16 protein-coding genes are annotated in these 16,735 nt (G+C 50.7%); 12 read left to right on the top strand and 4 right to left on the bottom strand.

Annotated features, from left to right (window positions below; genetic code table 11):
• The first annotated feature begins 447 nt into the window (after positions 1-447).
• Positions 448-1,437, top strand: a complete 990-nt coding sequence (locus C4S74_RS23590) for an aldo/keto reductase family protein (RefSeq protein ID WP_103997781.1) — start codon at positions 448-450, stop codon at positions 1,435-1,437.
• On the opposite strand, the gene C4S74_RS23595 is transcribed toward C4S74_RS23590, so the two are convergent.
• Entirely contained in the window at positions 1,434-2,336 is a 903-nt protein-coding gene (locus C4S74_RS23595) for a LysR substrate-binding domain-containing protein (protein WP_103997782.1), read from the bottom strand. The genes C4S74_RS23590 and C4S74_RS23595 overlap by 4 nt on opposite strands.
• 191 nt (positions 2,337-2,527) lie before the next feature.
• Between C4S74_RS23595 and C4S74_RS23600 the strand changes: the two genes are divergently transcribed.
• Positions 2,528-3,613, top strand: coding sequence for an AI-2E family transporter (locus C4S74_RS23600; RefSeq protein ID WP_103997783.1), 1,086 nt, complete (start codon positions 2,528-2,530; stop codon positions 3,611-3,613).
• A 91-nt stretch (positions 3,614-3,704) separates the two neighbouring features.
• Positions 3,705-4,583 (top strand): NAD-dependent epimerase/dehydratase family protein, encoded by an 879-nt coding sequence (locus C4S74_RS23605; protein ID WP_103997784.1) that lies wholly within the window; start codon positions 3,705-3,707, stop codon positions 4,581-4,583.
• A 156-nt stretch (positions 4,584-4,739) separates the two neighbouring features.
• On the opposite strand, the gene C4S74_RS23610 is transcribed toward C4S74_RS23605, so the two are convergent.
• Positions 4,740-5,201 (bottom strand): hypothetical protein, encoded by a 462-nt coding sequence (locus C4S74_RS23610; protein ID WP_103997785.1) that lies wholly within the window; start codon positions 5,199-5,201, stop codon positions 4,740-4,742.
• Positions 5,202-6,013: 812 nt separating this feature from the next.
• On the opposite strand from C4S74_RS23610, the gene C4S74_RS23620 reads away from it, so the two are divergent.
• The 4 genes from C4S74_RS23620 to C4S74_RS23635 all read left to right on the top strand — a co-directional run bounded on the left by C4S74_RS23620 (position 6,014) and on the right by C4S74_RS23635 (position 9,613).
• Positions 6,014-6,505, top strand: a complete 492-nt coding sequence (locus C4S74_RS23620) for an Rrf2 family transcriptional regulator (protein WP_103997787.1) — start codon at positions 6,014-6,016, stop codon at positions 6,503-6,505.
• A 49-nt stretch (positions 6,506-6,554) separates the two neighbouring features.
• Positions 6,555-7,469 carry an NAD(P)/FAD-dependent oxidoreductase gene (locus tag C4S74_RS23625; protein WP_103997788.1) on the top strand — a complete coding sequence of 305 codons (915 nt, stop codon included), beginning with the start codon at positions 6,555-6,557 and terminating at the stop codon, positions 7,467-7,469.
• A 214-nt stretch (positions 7,470-7,683) separates the two neighbouring features.
• A complete protein-coding gene (locus tag C4S74_RS23630) occupies positions 7,684-8,304 on the top strand; it encodes a TetR/AcrR family transcriptional regulator (protein ID WP_103997789.1) in 621 nt (206 codons plus the stop codon).
• Between the two features lie 79 nt (positions 8,305-8,383).
• Complete coding sequence (locus C4S74_RS23635) at positions 8,384-9,613, top strand: cytochrome P450 (RefSeq protein WP_103997790.1); 1,230 nt, start codon at positions 8,384-8,386, stop codon at positions 9,611-9,613.
• A gap of 671 nt (positions 9,614-10,284) precedes the next feature.
• Here C4S74_RS23635 and C4S74_RS23640 read toward each other — a convergent pair.
• Entirely contained in the window at positions 10,285-11,715 is a 1,431-nt protein-coding gene (locus C4S74_RS23640) for a PLP-dependent aminotransferase family protein (protein WP_103997791.1), read from the bottom strand.
• Between the two features lie 125 nt (positions 11,716-11,840).
• Here C4S74_RS23640 and C4S74_RS23645 point away from each other — a divergent pair, with 125 nt between their 5' ends.
• The 5 genes from C4S74_RS23645 to C4S74_RS23665 all read left to right on the top strand — a co-directional run bounded on the left by C4S74_RS23645 (position 11,841) and on the right by C4S74_RS23665 (position 15,683).
• Entirely contained in the window at positions 11,841-12,758 is a 918-nt protein-coding gene (locus C4S74_RS23645) for a DMT family transporter (RefSeq protein ID WP_103997792.1), read from the top strand.
• Between the two features lie 127 nt (positions 12,759-12,885).
• Entirely contained in the window at positions 12,886-13,374 is a 489-nt protein-coding gene (locus C4S74_RS23650; RefSeq protein ID WP_103997831.1) for a hypothetical protein, read from the top strand.
• 379 nt (positions 13,375-13,753) lie between these two features.
• Positions 13,754-14,155 (top strand): flagellar basal body rod protein FlgB, encoded by a 402-nt coding sequence (gene flgB / locus C4S74_RS23655; RefSeq protein WP_103997793.1) that lies wholly within the window; start codon positions 13,754-13,756, stop codon positions 14,153-14,155.
• Positions 14,156-14,204: 49 nt separating this feature from the next.
• Entirely contained in the window at positions 14,205-14,975 is a 771-nt protein-coding gene (locus tag C4S74_RS23660; RefSeq protein ID WP_103997794.1) for a TerC family protein, read from the top strand.
• 57 nt (positions 14,976-15,032) lie between these two features.
• Positions 15,033-15,683, top strand: a complete 651-nt coding sequence (locus C4S74_RS23665; protein WP_103997795.1) for a DedA family protein — start codon at positions 15,033-15,035, stop codon at positions 15,681-15,683.
• 140 nt (positions 15,684-15,823) lie between these two features.
• Here the strand turns inward: C4S74_RS23665 and C4S74_RS23670 are convergent, their stop codons facing one another.
• A complete protein-coding gene (locus tag C4S74_RS23670) occupies positions 15,824-16,465 on the bottom strand; it encodes a carbonic anhydrase (protein WP_103997796.1) in 642 nt (213 codons plus the stop codon).
• Positions 16,466-16,735: the final 270 nt, after the last annotated feature.

The raw sequence follows: 16,735 nt of genomic DNA on the forward strand, positions 1-16,735 counted from the left end.
AACGGAGCTTGAAGATGTCTGGGCCCGAACTACGCGGGAATCCGCAAATCATCCGGAGTTAAATGAAGCGAAATCAATTAATTAATGAGATTAATAATAAATGACGTGTAATTATGGACACTTGGCCTGTGCGTCAAAAGGAATACGAAGTATTTCGTGATCCCGAAATCCGGCAGGTTATGGAGAAAGAGAACATCAAGCTGATTAAATGACGGAATTTACGCGATTTGCAGCGAATCGATTAAACGCATCGGTATGGGAATGGGTACCGGCTAAGCGCTAAAGGGCTGATCGCACCGTAACCGGAGCGGTCAGTTTTTTGGTTCAGAAGGAAGCTGACATGAAGATAATTAATAGGAAATCCATATTAATTACTCGACAAACATATATTTTTCATATCAAAAAAGGCTTGTTATAATCGGAGGCAAACGATGGGAGGCTGGATCAATGAAATACAGGAAGCTGGGAAAAAGCGGCTTATCAGTCAGTGAGATGGCTCTGGGGAATTGGATCACACACGGGGCTCAAGTGGATGACAGCACGGCGCAAGCCTGTGTGAATGCCGCACTAGACGCGGGGATCACGACTTTCGACACGGCGGATGTTTATTCCGAGACGAGAGCGGAGTCCGTGCTGGGAGCGTCGCTCAAAGGAATCCGGCGTGACAACATCGAGCTCTGCACGAAAGTATTTCATCCGACAGGCAGCGGACCCAACGACAGAGGGCTGTCGCGCAAACATATCATGGAAGGCTGCGAAGCTTCCCTGCGCCGATTGCAAACCGATTATATCGATGTGTATTACGCACACCGGTTTGATCCGGATGTGCCGCTTGAGGAAACCTTCTTGGCTTTCTCGGATCTCGTCCGGCAGGGGAAAGTTCTTTACATCGGGGTCAGCGAATGGACTGCCGAACAGATTAAGCGGGGTGCGTCTCTGGCAAAAGAGCTGCGCGTTCCATTTGTGGCGAGTCAGCCCCAATACTCCATGCTGTGGCGGGTGATCGAAGCCGAAGTTATCCCGGCTTGCGAGCGTGAGGGCATCGGACAAGTGGTGTGGTCGCCGCTGGCACAGGGTATTCTTTCCGGCAAATATGCGCCCGGCAAGCCGGTGCCCCAAGGTTCCCGCGCTTCCGCAGCGGCGGGTGCCCCTTTTTTCGATCGTTTAGCCGGACAGTGGCTGCGTGAAGAAACGCTCCGGGCTGTCGAGCGGATCCGTCCCCTTGCCGAACAATCCGGTTTGACAATGCCTCAGCTTGCATTGGCATGGGTTCTGCAAAACCCGCACGTTTCATCGGCTATTATCGGGGCCTCAAAGCCCGAGCAGGTAAAAGAAAACGTAAAAGCGGCAGGAGTCGGGCTGGATGCCGAGGTTATGAAGCAGATCGACCATATTTTAAACGGCATTGCGGAATTTGACCCGGGAAAAACCTGTTAAGCATGCGGAGCCAAGGCCTCGGCGGCCGTTTTTTCTTCCAGAATGTTAAGAAAATTCGTCAGAACGGCGTCGCTGTCTGATTTCCAAGACGCATAAAGAGGAACGGACGGCGTGATTTCACTGAAGGAGCGGAACACGACATCCTCCCGCCGGAAGGCGGAAACCGAAGAAGGAACTATGGAGATGCCTATTCCCGCCGCCACGAGATTAACGATCGTATACATTTGAACCGCTTCCTGTACGATACGGGGCTGAAATCCATGCTTTCCGCAGAAACCGAAAATCAGCTCATGAAAAGCCGCCCCTTTATTGTGCGGAGGCATGATAAAAGGCTCGTCCGCCAGAGCATGTATAGACAGAGACATTTGTGCGGCTAACGGGTGAGTAACGGGCAAAACGGCAAGCAGAGATTCGTTTGCATAAAGACGCGAATTTATGTGAGCCGACGGGCCGGCCGAACGCAGGAAGCCAACGTCGATTTTTTTGTCGTGCAGAGCTTTCAGCTGCTGGGTGGTCGTCATTTCCGTAAGCGTGAGCTGAACATCCGGAAACTTTTCGCGATACGCTTTTAAGACTTCGACCATGGTGCCGCCGACTGCCGAATCCACGAATGCGATGGACAAATTTCCGGTTTTACCTTGTCCGGCGAGCTGTGTTTTTCGGATCGACTGCTCCAATTGAGCGACAAGGCTTCTCGACTCTTCTAAAAATACCGCTCCCGCAGGAGTCAGCCGAACCTGCCGTTTGGTACGTTCGAACAGTTTGACCCCGAGTTCTTCCTCCAGGACCTGGATTTGCTGGCTTAAAGGAGGCTGGGTCATGTTAAGCTTCTTCGCGGCCCGGTTGAAGTGAAGCTCTTCCGCCACGGCGATAAAATAATGCAATTTTTTCAAGTCCATACGTTCAAATTTCCTTCCGCAAGAAATAGTCAATTCCTTTGCAAATTCACTTTATCACAGGCTCTCACGCGGCGGCAAAATTCCGTACGAGGGTCTGTATTTTTCTTTTATTGAGTTTTCTCCGATCCGGGTAATGTATGGCATAACGCAATTCGGCGCTTGCCGTACAAAAAGGAGAGGGGGAGAGGAACATGTACCTTCAGAGCCGTTTTTTCCGTATATGCCTGGGAATTATATCGGTGCTTCTGATTATTCTGCTGTTCAGCAAGATCAGTTTCGTGTTCAATCCCTTGATCACGATGATCAATATTTTGATCGTTCCGTTTATGATGGCGGGCTTTTTCTATTATCTGCTCCGCCCCGTGATCCATTATTTAACGACCCGGAAACTGAATAAAGTGTTGTCTATTCTTCTGGTGTATTTTGTACTGGGTGCGATCACCGTCGTCTTCGTAGCGGGCGTATGGCCGACACTGCAGCACCAGGTGGAGAATTTCGTAAACGGGGTTCCCGGACTGATCGAAAACTTCAAGCATCAGATGGCCAGGCTGCAGCAGAACCGGATGTTCTCCATGTTCGCAGGGAGCGAATCGGATCTGTCGACCAAGCTTTCGGATTATTTGAACCGCGGGATTACGGCGGCTTCCGATTATGTGTCCAATGTGGTTTCGATTTTGACCAATTTTGTGATTATTATTGCGACAGTGCCGATCATTCTGTATTACATGTTGAAGGAAAGCGAGCATATTCCGTCCTCGATTCTGACTGTCATTCCAAGGCGCTACCGCCGGGACGGGAAGGAAGTGCTGGGCCAAATCGATTCCGCGCTGAGCGGGTTTATCGTGGGTCGCGTCATCATCACCTGTTTGCTGGGTGTCATGCTGTACATAGGTTTTCTGATTATCGATCTTCCGTACTCGCTTCTGCTGGCCATCGCGGCTACGATATTGAATATCATCCCGTACATCGGGCCTATTCTCGGCGCTATCCCGACGATTATCGTCGCTTTTACCGTTTCCCCTGCCATGGTAGCCTGGGTGCTGATTGTAACGGTTATCGCGCAGCAAATCGAAGGTAACCTGCTTTCTCCTCACATTTACGGAAAAAGACTCGATATCCACCCGCTGACGACCGTGATCCTGCTGCTGGTCGCCGGGGATATCGCGGGAATACTTGGCGTGATTCTGGCGATACCCGCGTACATTGTGCTGAAAATTATAATCGTGCGCATTTATTCGCTGTTTCTGGCGGAGAAAGTGGAGGAGCTCGTGGAATAAAAGCCGCTTCTCCGTAAGAAAGGCTGCCGCCGGGCAGTCTTTTTCTTTGGGGAAAGAAGGTGGTAAAATTTACGGGAGGAGGGGATTGTTCATGCAAAACGTGCTTATTTTGGGCGGAACGCGCTTTTTCGGTAAAAAGCTTACCGCGAATCTGCTTAGAAGCGGGGCCGATGTAACCATTCTGACCCGGGGGAATGCTTCCGATTCGTTCGGACCTGACGTCAAAAGACTTATTGCCGACCGCACGGATGCGGCAGCGCTGCGTCAGGCGGTCGGTTCCGGAGACTACGACGTGGTGTACGACAACATTTGTTACACGCCTCAAGATGCGGAAGCCGCAGTCCGGTTGTTTGACGGCCGAGCCGGCCGGTATATCGTGACGTCATCGAAGAGCGTCTACCCGTTTGGCGGCCCCCGCAAAAAGGAAAGCGATTTCGATCCTTACCGCTATCCGCTGCCTTCCGAATACCCGGACAAGCCGGATTACGCGGAAGGCAAGCGGCTTGTGGAAACGGTATTGTTCCGGCAAGCGACTTTTCCGGCCGCGGCCGTACGGTTTCCCATCGTGCTCGGATCCGATGACTATACGCGCAGGCTGCATTTTCATATCGAGCATATCAAGCAGGGACTTCCGCTCGGTATCCCGAACCCGGATGCGCTCCTGACCTTCATCGACTCCGATGAAGCGGCTTCTTTCCTGGGCTGGCTTGGAACTTCCGCGCTGGAAGGACCCGTGAACGCCTGCTCCAAGGGAGAGACTACGCCGGGTAAAATCGTCTCCCTGATCGAGGAAGCTTTGAACACGAAAGCGCACGTTGCCGACAAAACGGACGATGATCACATGTCCCCGTTCGGCGTACCGGAATCCTGGTACATGGACACGTCCAAAGCCGAATCTGCCGGCTATACGTTCCGTCAGTTGGACGACTGGCTGCCGGACTTGATCCGCAAGCTTGCAGGAGAAAGCTAGACTGGCATAGTTTGCAGGGCTAAGCGTCACCGTGGAGCAGAAACGCTCGCATAGGTTGCCGTCGGCAGTAAATGGCCGGAGATAGCTGCACTTTGGTTGCGGAATTACAAAAAGCACACCCCTATAACGGAGTGTGCTTTTTTGTATGGGATGTAGTCAGATGTTAGCTTCAATCTCGGAAGCCTGTGCTCCCTCATGCGGCTTGTTCTCATTCCGGGTGCGAACTCCGGCTTTTGGCTTGAATGGATAAATTGACATAAACAAGCTTAATCCTGCTATGAACGCGAATTCTTCAAAATTTGAATAACTCGTCAGTATCGATTGCAAAGGTGTTACAAAGAGAAATAGAGGATAGAAGCTCAGAACAAAAAAAATGACAAAGACAGTAAAAAATAATGCCCGATGAACATGCGGTTTACTGGTTATGAAAAGCGTACCGCTGCAAAAACCCGTTCCCATAAACAGCAAAATTTTAAAGATACCGAGCAAGGGAAAAAAAGTCTGGGGTAGCCTCGCAAATCCTTCGTCGATAGATGCTCTAAGCTGTGTCGTAACAAAAAAGAAAATTGCGGCCCCGATCAACCAAATAAAAATAAACGCCGTTTTGTTCAGTTTCACAGAAAAATACTCTCCTTAAATTGCGATAGGTTGTTTTTACCGGACAATCGGCCTTCATTACGGGTAAAAAAGGCACGCTCTATCAAGGGAGCACGTCTATACGCGATTCAAGTTAACCGGCCTTTAAAAGTTCTAGTAGCCTGCGGCCCGGTCACTTACGGGTTCTCCTGCCTGGTGCGGATGAGCCGGGGACTTTCCCTTGAATTTGTAAAGCGACATAAATAAGCACAAACCCGCTACGAACGCGAATTTTTGGTAATGGAGAATAAGGAAATCTGTCATCGGCATAGGCATGGCAAATATCAGAAGCGGGTAAAAGCTCAAGAGAAGAAACACAAGGAATACCGTGAAAAACAAGGCCCGGTGAACAGTCAGTTGACTGGTTAGAAAGAGAGTGCCGCTGTAAATTCCGGTCAGCATATACAACAAAATTTTGAAGCCGCTGAGCAAGAGAATGATTGAGTAAGTAGATTTGATACTTTCAGCATCCAGAAACCGTTCCAATTTTATGATCCCGTAAAAAACAATTGCGGCCCCGATTAACCAAATAAAAATAAACGCCGTTCTGTTTAATCGCATAGAAAGAAATCCTCCTTGAAGTTGTCAGGTTAAATTTACCATATTAATTGGAATATGGGTAGCGAAGCTGTATGGACGATTGACTTTCCGCCGGGAAGAATCCGTTTCCCGCTTGCCAAAGCATATATTGTCGTATATTATAGACATTATAGATCCGCAATTAAAAAATGACGAATAAGCTCGTTAATCTTCGTTCATTTTTAATTCGCACGGGAAGGAGGCGCAGCCCAATCATGCAATTTTCCAAAAGCACCGGATACGCTCTGCATGCACTGATTCATTTAGCCCATACGGAGCGCGGCCGCAACGTAGGCATTAAGGAATTAGCGGCCTGGCTCGGCGTGTCCGAAAGCTACTTGTCCAAAATTATGTCCAAGCTTCGGCAGGACGGTATCGTTCGTGCGGTACCGGGAGCAAGCGGGGGTTACGAGCTAGCGCGGAAGACTGATGAAATCTCTTTTTTTGATGTCATTCAGGTGATCGAAGGACGCCAGCATATGTATGAATGTTTCAAAATCAGCGAAGAACATCACCCGATGTTTTTCGAATCGGAGATTCTGGAGCCTGAATCGCCGGACGGTGCGGACGACAGAGAATGTCTCGTTAAAAAAGTGATGATGGGCGCCGAACGGCATCTGAACGATTATTTAAGAAAGCACACGATCCAGTCGGTACTTGACTCGGCGTCCGCCTGCAGCGGCGAAGTCACGCACAAGAAGGAATAGCCTTTTTGTATTCTAATTATAGACATTAAAGATCCATAAGGAGGAGAATATGGAGCAGCATATCGATGTAGGCATTATCGGCGGGGGGCCGGCGGGTTTGAACGCGGCCCTCGTACTTGGCAGAGCAAGGAAAAGTGTGGTCGTTATCGACGAAGAGCGTCCGCGCAACAGGGTTACCCGCGAGTCTCACGGCTTTCTGACACGGGACGGCATCAGCCCCGCAGAATTCCGCCGTATCGCGAGGGAGCAAATTGCAGCGTATCCTTCGGTCTCTTTCGATGCGGATGCGGCCGAATCCGTCACGGGATCGGATGGCAATTTTCAAATCACGACCCGTCAAGGAACGGTCTACCGGTGTAAAAAACTTCTTTTCGCTACGGGAAAGAAAGACCTTCCGCTCGATATTAACGGTTTGGCGGACGTTTACGGCAAAAGCGCGTTTGTCTGTCCTTACTGCGACGGATGGGAATTGAGGGACCAGCCTCTGGTTCTGATTGTCAAGGGAGGGGCCGCGATGCATTCGGCCCGTACGATTTCCGGCTGGTCCGCGCGGACGACGATCTGTACCAACGGTCCCGATGAGCTAACGGAAGAACAGCGTGAAGAGCTTAACGCGCATCGTGTGCCGGTTTACGATTCGCCCATCGTGCGCATTGAATCGAGCGGCGGCATGGTCGAAGAGGTTGTGCTTCAGGATGGCAGCGCCATTCCATGCAAAGGAATTTTCTTCGCGCCCAAGCTGGCCGCCGGTTCGGATCTTCCCCGTGAGATCGGCTGCCGCATGACGGAAGGGGGATCCGTGGTAGCCGATCCTTTCGGCAAAACGAACGTGCCTGGAGTCTTCTCTGCCGGAGATTCCGCAACCGAAATGTATCAGGCGATCACGGCCGCCTCTCTCGGATCCCTTGCCGCCGTCGGCATAAACACGGAGCTGCTTGCAGAAGCCTGGGGCAACCGCGACTAGCGGCAGCTTCTGCAAGTACATGGATGCAGCGGGTATGCAAGTGGCTGGCCTGTCCAGTCTGACCCCGCAACCTCTTCTTTTTAAGTAAACGCAGCGGCCCTCTGAGGCCGTTTTTTTATTGTTGGAATCGTGCCGGTATTATGTTGACTGGTCGGTTAGCATCCGGTACAATTTTATTAACCGATCGGTTAGTATAGAGGAAGGAGGGCACCGGTTGCCTTTACAACTTTACGAAAGAAACGCGATCTTCGAAGCTTGTCTTTCCGTTTTCGCGCGCCACGGGTATAAAGACACTTCGACCGGAATGCTGGCGGAGGCGGCCGGAATTTCCAAGGCGTTAATTTTTCACCATTTCAAAAGCAAAAAACTGCTGTATTTCAGCCTGGTGGATCACTGTTTCGAGAAGGCGAGGGAAGAACTCCGGTTGGAAGCTGTTCCGGACTACGGTGATTTTTTTGAAGCGATTGACGCACACAGCCGCAAAAAGCTTGATTATTTCCGGAAGCATCCAAAAGATATTCAATTGATTTACGAGGTCTATTATCAACCCCCGGAAGAGCTGAAAGAGGAGATCGACAAGAAATACGGGCACGTACTAGCTTCCAAGCATGAGGTGTGGGAGCGGTTGTTTGAGAGTGTGCCGCTCCGGGAGGGAGTGGACCGTAAGCAGGCATTTGAGCTGGTCATCATTACCCTGGAGCATTTTGAGAACAAGTTCGTAACCGAGGTTACGGATCTTAGCGCCATCGACGACCATTATATCGAAAACATGTTCAAAAAGATGAATGAATTCTGTACCATGATCCGTCATGGCATTGCACAGAATCATGCTTAAACGATGCAGCACGATATTTTCCTCATAAAGGTCAGCCGGTTTTCCGCTTATTCGCTTTTAAGAAGAAGGGAGTAAATCCATGGAAAAAATTACGGGCGGCGATTTAAATTCGCCGGAAACGATGCGTGATGTGGCCGCGTTCTATAAACGGCTGGCTGCACAGAAGGAGCCGCTTATCCGCCTGGATGATTTTTACGGTATGGGAGGGGCCTGGGTCGCTTATCGTCACGAGGATGTGGCCGCGATGCTGAAAGATCCCCGGCTTGTCAAAGATATGAGGAAATACGTGCCGCAGAACGAGCCGGAAGCAGCAGGGGCAAGCACGTATGTGGGCAAGCTGTTTGAATGGTTGAGGAACATGCCGAATATGCTGACGTCCGATCCGCCCGATCATACCCGGCTGCGCAGGCTCGCTTCGAAAGCTTTTACCCCTCAGATGATTGAGGGTCTGCGTCCGCGCATCCAGCAGATCGCCGACGAGCTTCTGGATGACGTTCAGGAGCGGGGCCGGATGGATCTTGTCGCGGATTTCGCTTACCCGCTGCCGATTATCGTCATTTCGGAGATACTGGGGATTCCGGCGGCAGACCGCAGCCTTTTCCGGGGCTGGACTCAGAAACTTCTGCAGGCCGCAACGGACCCTAGTCAAGGTTCCGCGGCGGAAGATACGCTGGATGAGTTCATTGCGTATATCCGGACGCTTCTGGACGAAAAACGCCGCAATCCCGGCTCCGATGTGACAAGCGGTCTTGTCCAGGCGTACGAACAGGGAGACAAGCTGAGCGAGAACGAGCTTCTCTCCACAATCTGGCTGCTTATCATCGCCGGTCACGAAACGACGGTCAACCTGATCGGCAACGGTGTGCTCGCGCTGCTGCAGCATCCTGGACAAATGCGCCTGCTCCGGGAAACGCCGTCTCTCCTCCCGAATGCGGTAGAAGAACTGCTGCGCATGGAAGGCCCCATTGTCATTGCCAGCCGGTTTGCCGGAGAGAACATCGCCATGCACGGCAAAGTCATCCGCGAAGGGGAGATCGTGCTGCTGACTCTGGCCGCCGCCAACCTGGATCCGCAGAAATTTGCGGATTCCGATAAGCTCGATATCACCCGTGAAGAGAACGAACATCTCGCCTTCGGCAAAGGGATCCACCACTGCCTCGGCGCGCCGCTTGCCCGAATGGAAGGGGAAATTGCTTTCGGCACGCTTTTGCGGCGGCTGCCGGACCTGCGTCTTGCCGTCGAACCGGAGAGGCTCGTTTATAACCATGGAAAGCTGCGCTCACTTACCAGCCTGCCTGTAATTTTTTAATCGAAAATTAGAAAAAAGACCAGCAAAAACAGAGGAAAACGCACTTGCATTGAGTTTTAGACATCCTACTCTATGTGCAAACAAGTAAAGCCCCATCCAATTGGACGGGGCTTCGTTTGTTACCTGATGTATGGATCATTGACCTATTCCTCTTTAGTTCCTCCAGCCGCCCAATAGCCAGCCGGAAAAGCAACCAGGAATGTGGCAATAAAGCGGATAGTCATGTTTGAATCATAGTAAAAATCAAGTCTTGTCGCAATTATAAGGACCGCAAGGACAAAAGGGACAGTCAGAAGTACTCTCTGGGTGCAAGTTTTCACAGCATCACCACCGTTTTACAGCTTAATTATATTTCTTTCGTAATCAATTAAAATTTATAACCTGTATCAACGTAAGGCTTACTTAAGACCGTTTTTTCAACTGTGTTCTAAACGGGTCAGTGCAAGTGCGGCAGACAGAATTTGTCAAATGGTTTTCTACACAGTTCTATCCATTAATGCCGATTTAATGGATAATACCATAAAATAGTACCGATTATTTACAATTCAGTCAATAGTAACGTAGAGTCATACATGCTCTAGCCGTTAAGTAAACTTGGTCGCAACTTTTATGGAAACGACCGTAGGACAACGTTATCCAGCTCTATAACGATATACCTAAGTATCCAAGCATCACAAAGGAAAGGCCATCAAAGAGAAGACCGCATCCTTAAATCGTTTTAATCCCGCACGCAGCTCTCTTTCATTCAAATAAGAATAACTGATCCGCACCCGGGATGCCGACTCTCTCAGCGGATCACAGATCGTACCCGGGACGAAGGTAAGGGACTGCTCCATGCAGCGGCTGAGCAAGCGGTCCATCGGTACCGAAGCCGGCAGCTCCACCCACAGATTAAATCCGCCGGCAGGACTGGTCCACCGCCAACCCGTTCCGGCCAATTCATCTTCCATGATGTCCTTGCGCACCGCCAGGGCGATTCTCAGTTTCTCCAGATGCTGCTGCATCCGGTCGGAGAAGAAATAGTGCAAGAAAATTTTCTGATTGAGCAGGGGAGCCCCGCTGTCGGACAACGATTTGGCCCGGATCAGATAGGTCATGATCGACGGACGGCAGGCCACAACGGCAACGCTTAAGCCGGGAGCGATATATTTGCTGAAACTGCGGAGATAGATGACGTACCCTGCGGTGTCGTAAGCAAAGAGCGGCAGGGGAGGCTTATCGCCGAAGTAAATATCGCGGCACGGATCGTCTTCGATCAGCAGGCACTTGTACGTCTCCGCGAGCTCGACCAGTTTCTTCCGCTGTTCGGCCGGTACGGTATAACCCGTCGGGTTGTGAAAGGTAGGGTTGAGGTAGAACAGGCGCGGCCTGCAGGTCCGCATGAGCAGCTCCACCTGCTCCAGATCGTAGCCGGACGGATGAATATCGACCGGTATGATGCGGGCACCCTGCCGGCTGAAAACGTCTATGGCCGGACTGTAAGTCGGCCGTTCCAGCATAACGGCATCCCTCGGTTTTACGAGGACTCTGGCGACCAGATCGATGGCCTCCTGGGAACCGGAGGTGATGAGCAGTTCATCGGGAGACACGAAAAAACGGTAGTTCTTCGAAAAATACTCGCGAAGAGCTTCCCGCAGCTCCTGATCCCCCTGAACGGTCGAGTAGGTGCCCAGCACTTTCGGATACAGATCGAACACTTTTTTTACATATTCCGACAAGTACAGATTCGGCAGCAGGTTAGGATCGAGCAGCGCTTTGGAAAATTGATAGTCCGCCTGCACTTGATGAATTTCCGAAAGATGGCTTTCATGCACATACGCGGAAACGATCGGATCGTTCGAAGAACCCAAGATCGACCGGCTGCCGGGATGAACATAGTACCCAGATTTGTCTTTTACATACACGTCTTCACTGTTCTTCAGCAGCTGATAAGCCTTGAATACAGTCAGCCGATGGACCCGGAATTCCGCCGCCAGCGACCGGATCGAAGGAAGCTTGTCATGCGCTTTCCATTCTCCGCGTCTAATCCTTTCCAGCAGATAATCGTAAATTTGTTCGAACAGCTTATCCGAATGGACGTTCCGATGATTTTCTTTTTCCACCCTGCATCGCTCATTTCCTCGGTTTCGGTTTCCTCCAGTATAGCCGATATCGGCGTTAATCTGTTCTGCACTTTAAAATCTGTTCTGTTCAACCCCCTTTATACTGGGGAAAAGGAGGAATGGATATGATCCCGTTCAACTATATCCTGATGTGTTTAATTTTCGGGACAACTTTTTTGGTCATCAAAGTGGGGATCGACGCCGGCGCGTCCCCCTTCTTCTCGGCCGGAATCCGGTTTTTTCTTGCCGGCGCTATTCTGTTTATTGCCATGATCCTGCAAAAGAAAGCGAGAATCTCGCTTCTGCTACGCAAAGAGATGGTGCTTACCGGACTCGCGCTTACTTTCGGTGTTTTTGCCAGCCTGTACTGGGCGGAGCAGTATGTAAGCTCCGGAATCGCCGCCGTACTGTCGGCAACGGCTCCGCTTATGATTATGCTGCTCCAGACGGTCATGACCCGGCAGAACATGTCCGCATCGTCCTGGACAGGCTGCCTGGTGGGACTTGCGGGTGTGATTATTTTGCTCCTGCCCGGTATGACCGTCGCTTTCAGCACGGTTTGGGCGGCGGGATGCATCGCGGTTTTGACGGGGCAGATCTTTTATTCGGCGGGCACGGTGTATTCCAGGCGGGTGATTCGGAGATTTTCGGATACGTCTCCGATTGCGCTGAATGCGGCCCAAATGCTGCACGGGGGAGTCATGCTTCTGGTATTGTCGCTGTTCACGGAGCAAATACATCCGGAAGCGATGCTTGTTCCGGAAGCCGCTTTTTCACTGCTGTATCTGGTTGTTTTCGGCTCGATGATGGGGCACACCATATTTTACTGGCTTGTAGCCAAGACGAATCCCGTTTTTCCGTCCACCTGGCTTTATGTTTCTCCGCTGATCGCCCTCAGCCTGGGAGTTTATCTTTACGGTGAGCCCCTCTCGTTTTTATCGCTTCTGGGGGGAGTCACTATTATCGCGGGCATTCTTCTGATTAATCTCAAAAGCCTGCGGCAGCTCGCGGGCAGCCGGACTAATCTGGCTGAACGAAGTTAGCGGGCGGGAGGACTTACGGACCAAAACCGGCAGATCATTCGATATCAAAATGTTCACAAATATGTCACTTATGCGGAGCCTTTCATTGTCCCTATAATAACAAAGGTAAACAGAGAGGATGATGGAAGTGCCGACAACGAAGAAAGAACATATTTATTATGGCTTGATGATGTGCTGCGGGATGGTCGTGGGTATGATGTCTTATAATTTAATTAGGAATGGCCTCATCGGCACGATATCCTGGCAAGGATTACTGCTTCAATTCGTACTTTGCTTTATTACCGCGTTTCTTGTGGAATCGTTTGTCGTAGGTCCCCTGGCGAAGAAAATTGCTTTCTCGCTGCCTTTTGACAAGTCGAAGCAGATACTGGTTATCCTGTCCATGTCCGTCTGTATGGTAACCGGAATGGTTCTTGTTATGTCGGTGTACGGACTGGCGACGTCTTACTTCATGAATCCCCCGGCGGGACAATCATTGCTGGGAAGCTATTTTACGACGGTAGGTAAAAATTTTATATTTGCTCTGCCTCTGCAGCTCCTTATTGTAGGACCGATTGCCCGCTATTTGTTTAAAAGATTCATTAAAAGCGAAAAAATGACGATATCTCCAACCTGATTTCACGTATTTTCGGATATTTGACGGAATATGACGGAATTTTGTTTGAGAAAAAGATTGACACGGTTATATGAATCTGTTACCTTGAAGGTAATTTCATACCCTTCAAAGGGGAGTAGCTTATACATGCTTAGTCGTCATTACGTGGCTTTATCGCCTCCGGCTTCGCATGCGACGTAAGAACGATCACGTTGTTAGCGAGACCTTTGCCTTACGGCATCGGTCTTTTATTTTGGGAAAAACAGCAGCCTTTGCCGGCCAACCGGTGAAGGCTGTTTTTATTTTGCCCTATTTCGGGGGAGGGAGGAAAAGCGGCGCGAGCTTTCAAGGGAAATTCTTTACCGCAGCATCAGATTACACGAGGAGGTAGATCAGCCCCATGTTAATTTCTTCATCTGCCCGGCTGAACGAGAAGGCGCTCGATATTGCGGCCGCCAGGCATCAGGCGATTCTGAGCAATCTTGCGAACGCGGATACGCCCGGTTACAAGAGCCGGTTTGTTTCTTTCGAAGAGGAGCTGGAGAAAGCGACGGAAGGAACGACGTCTTTGGAAGGCACCGTGACCCACAAGCGGCATTTCAAAATTCCCGGATCGGGAGAACCGGACCCCATTAAAACCTCGGTTCTCGGTCCGTATGCTTTTAACACTAACGGAAATAGTGTCGATGTGGATTACGAAATGTCCTTAATGGCTAAAAACCAGCTTGCCTACTCGGTTTTCGCCGAAAGGGTGAGCGGACATTACAAGAAAATGAACGGGCTGCTCAGAAACTTGACATAACCCGCCCGGCGTAAATTCAACCTACCACAAAATTGCAGGAGGATAACGTATGGATGTTTCTCTAATTCTCGAATACGGCTGGGTGCTGCTTGTGCTTGTCGGCTTGGAAGGGCTGCTTGCGGCGGACAATGCCCTCGTGCTCGCCATCATGGTCAAACATTTGCCCGACCAAGAAAGAAAAAGGGCGCTGTTTTACGGATTGGCCGGCGCTTTCGTCTTCCGCTTTCTGTCGCTGTTCATCATTTCTTTTCTCGTTGACGTCTGGCAGGTTCAAGCCATCGGCGCGGTGTATCTGATCTTCATCGCGCTCAATCATATTTTCCGTAAAGTTCTGGTCAAGAAGAGTGAAAACGGAAGCGCAAAAGAAAAACCGGCCAAAACGGGCTCTTCCTTCTGGGCGACCGTTTTCAAGGTGGAGCTGGCCGACATCGCTTTTGCGGTCGACTCTATTCTAGCGGCTGTCGCCCTGGCGGTGGCGCTGCCGGAAAGCGGACTGCCGAGAGTCGGGGGGATGGACGGGGGACAATTTTTTATCGTCTTTGCGGGGGGACTCATCGGATTGATCATTATGCGTTTTGCCGCCTCCTACTTCGTGAATCTGCTCAACCGGAGGCCCGGCCTGGAAATCGCCGCGTTCGTCATTGTGGGCTGGGTGGGGGTTAAGCTTATCGTATACACGCTCTCGCATCCCGCGCTTTCCGTTCTGCCCGAAGGTTTTGCGAAGCTGCCGGCCTGGAAATATACGTTTTATGCCGTTCTGGTTCTTATCGCCTTGTGCGGCTGGTTTCTGTCGAAAGAAAAAAAGGAAACGGCGGTCTGACGGAGCCAACGCGGCTATTTCCGCGGTTATTAGAAGATATGGGGAGGAGAGATGGGAATGGAGCAGTGGATTACCGAAACGATGGGGACATTCGGATATTTCGGCATCTTTCTGCTGATTGCGCTGGAAAACTTGTTTCCTCCGATTCCTTCGGAGGTTATCCTGACCTTGGGCGGGTTTATGACGATCACCTCCGCCTTGACGGCAGCAGGCGTTATCGCGGCCGCAACCGCCGGTTCCGTGCTGGGTGCCGTCTGTCTGTACGGAGCCGGAAAGCTAATGTCGATGGAACGCCTAAAATCTGTGGTCGCCCGGTATGGCGGTGTTCTCCGGCTGAAACCGGACGATATCAGAAAAGCGGGCATCTGGTTTGACAAGTACGGTGTGTGGGCCGTCTTTCTGGGGCGGCTTGTGCCCCTGATCCGCAGTCTGATTTCCATTCCGGCGGGAAGTGCGGGAATGAGCTTCGTTCCTTTCCTGCTTCTCACTACGGCGGGTTCGCTGATCTGGAACAGCGTTCTCGTCTATGTCGGAGCGGCCGTAGGTGCATCCTGGGAGACGATTGTAGGCTATATGGACATTTATTCCACCGTTATTTACACGGGACTGGCTCTGTCCATCGCACTTGTCGGTTTTCTCTTCGTGCGCAAACGGATGTTAAAGAACGATCCGGGGAAAGAATCGGCGGAGATCCGAACCGATAAATAAAGGACAAGCCTTGGAAGTTTCAAGAAGCTTGTGCCGAGCAGGTAGTGAAAACAAACCGTTCCCATTCCGGCAGGATACGAAAAGATGGACAAAAGGGGTGCTCGCAAATTTCGCGGGCACCCTTTCCGTTTGAGGCTGTACTATTCGTTCCCCCTTTGAATTGTGGCGTCCAGACCGGCGGCTTCTGAATTCAGCAGCACGCTCACACCTTCTTTCGGCTGAATAACCTTCCCTTCGACGACAACATTGAGCCGGCCGGTAACGGGATCAATAACGAGCCCATGTACAAGAACCGATTCCGGGAACAGGGGATGCGAACGGATCATGGATACACTGTTCGCGATGCTTTCTTCCATGCTGGAAAATCCGGACAACCATCCGTTCAGATCAATGACGGCTTCGGAAAGCGTCCGCATATAAGGATCCGGGTCAATGAAGCCCCGGGCGCATTCGATATCGTCGGCGCTTCTTAAATTCGCTATCCTGCAATCGCGATGCCCGATCACGAATACTTCCCGGGCCTTCGATTCGCAAATGGCAAGGAGGATGCTTCTCAGCACAGTGCCCGACGGATGAGACACGACAGCACCGGCGTTTTTGATGACTTTGGCATCTTCGTTGCGGATTCCGAGTGCTCTTGGCAGAAGTTCGGGGCTCGGAATATCCGTGCACGTTAGGATCACCAACTGTGTATCCGGGTAAGTGGGCGCCGGTAAAGGGAGCGTCTGTTTTTCTTTCAAGAAAATCCGGTTGCGAGCGAGTACTTCATTCAGGCTTGACATGCAAAACACCTCCTTTCTTTTGTGATCTAAATTACCAAAATTAGTAAATTTACATACTAATGTTAATTTGAGACCATGTATTCGTAAATAATAAAAATCAACGAAAAATGATACATATCAATTTAACCCCTGCTTTTTACCGAAAATTGATTCATTTTACGGATATATAAAAAAAAATCCCCGATGTGTATTGCGGAAATCCGCCTATGTGAAGTAGACTTAACCTGCACAGATGAGAATGATTATCAAAATCAGTGAATGGAGCGAAAG

This window comes from Paenibacillus sp. UNC499MF, from assembly GCF_900107975.1.
In the GTDB taxonomy this organism is placed as follows: Bacteria; Bacillota; Bacilli; order Paenibacillales; family NBRC-103111; genus Paenibacillus_F.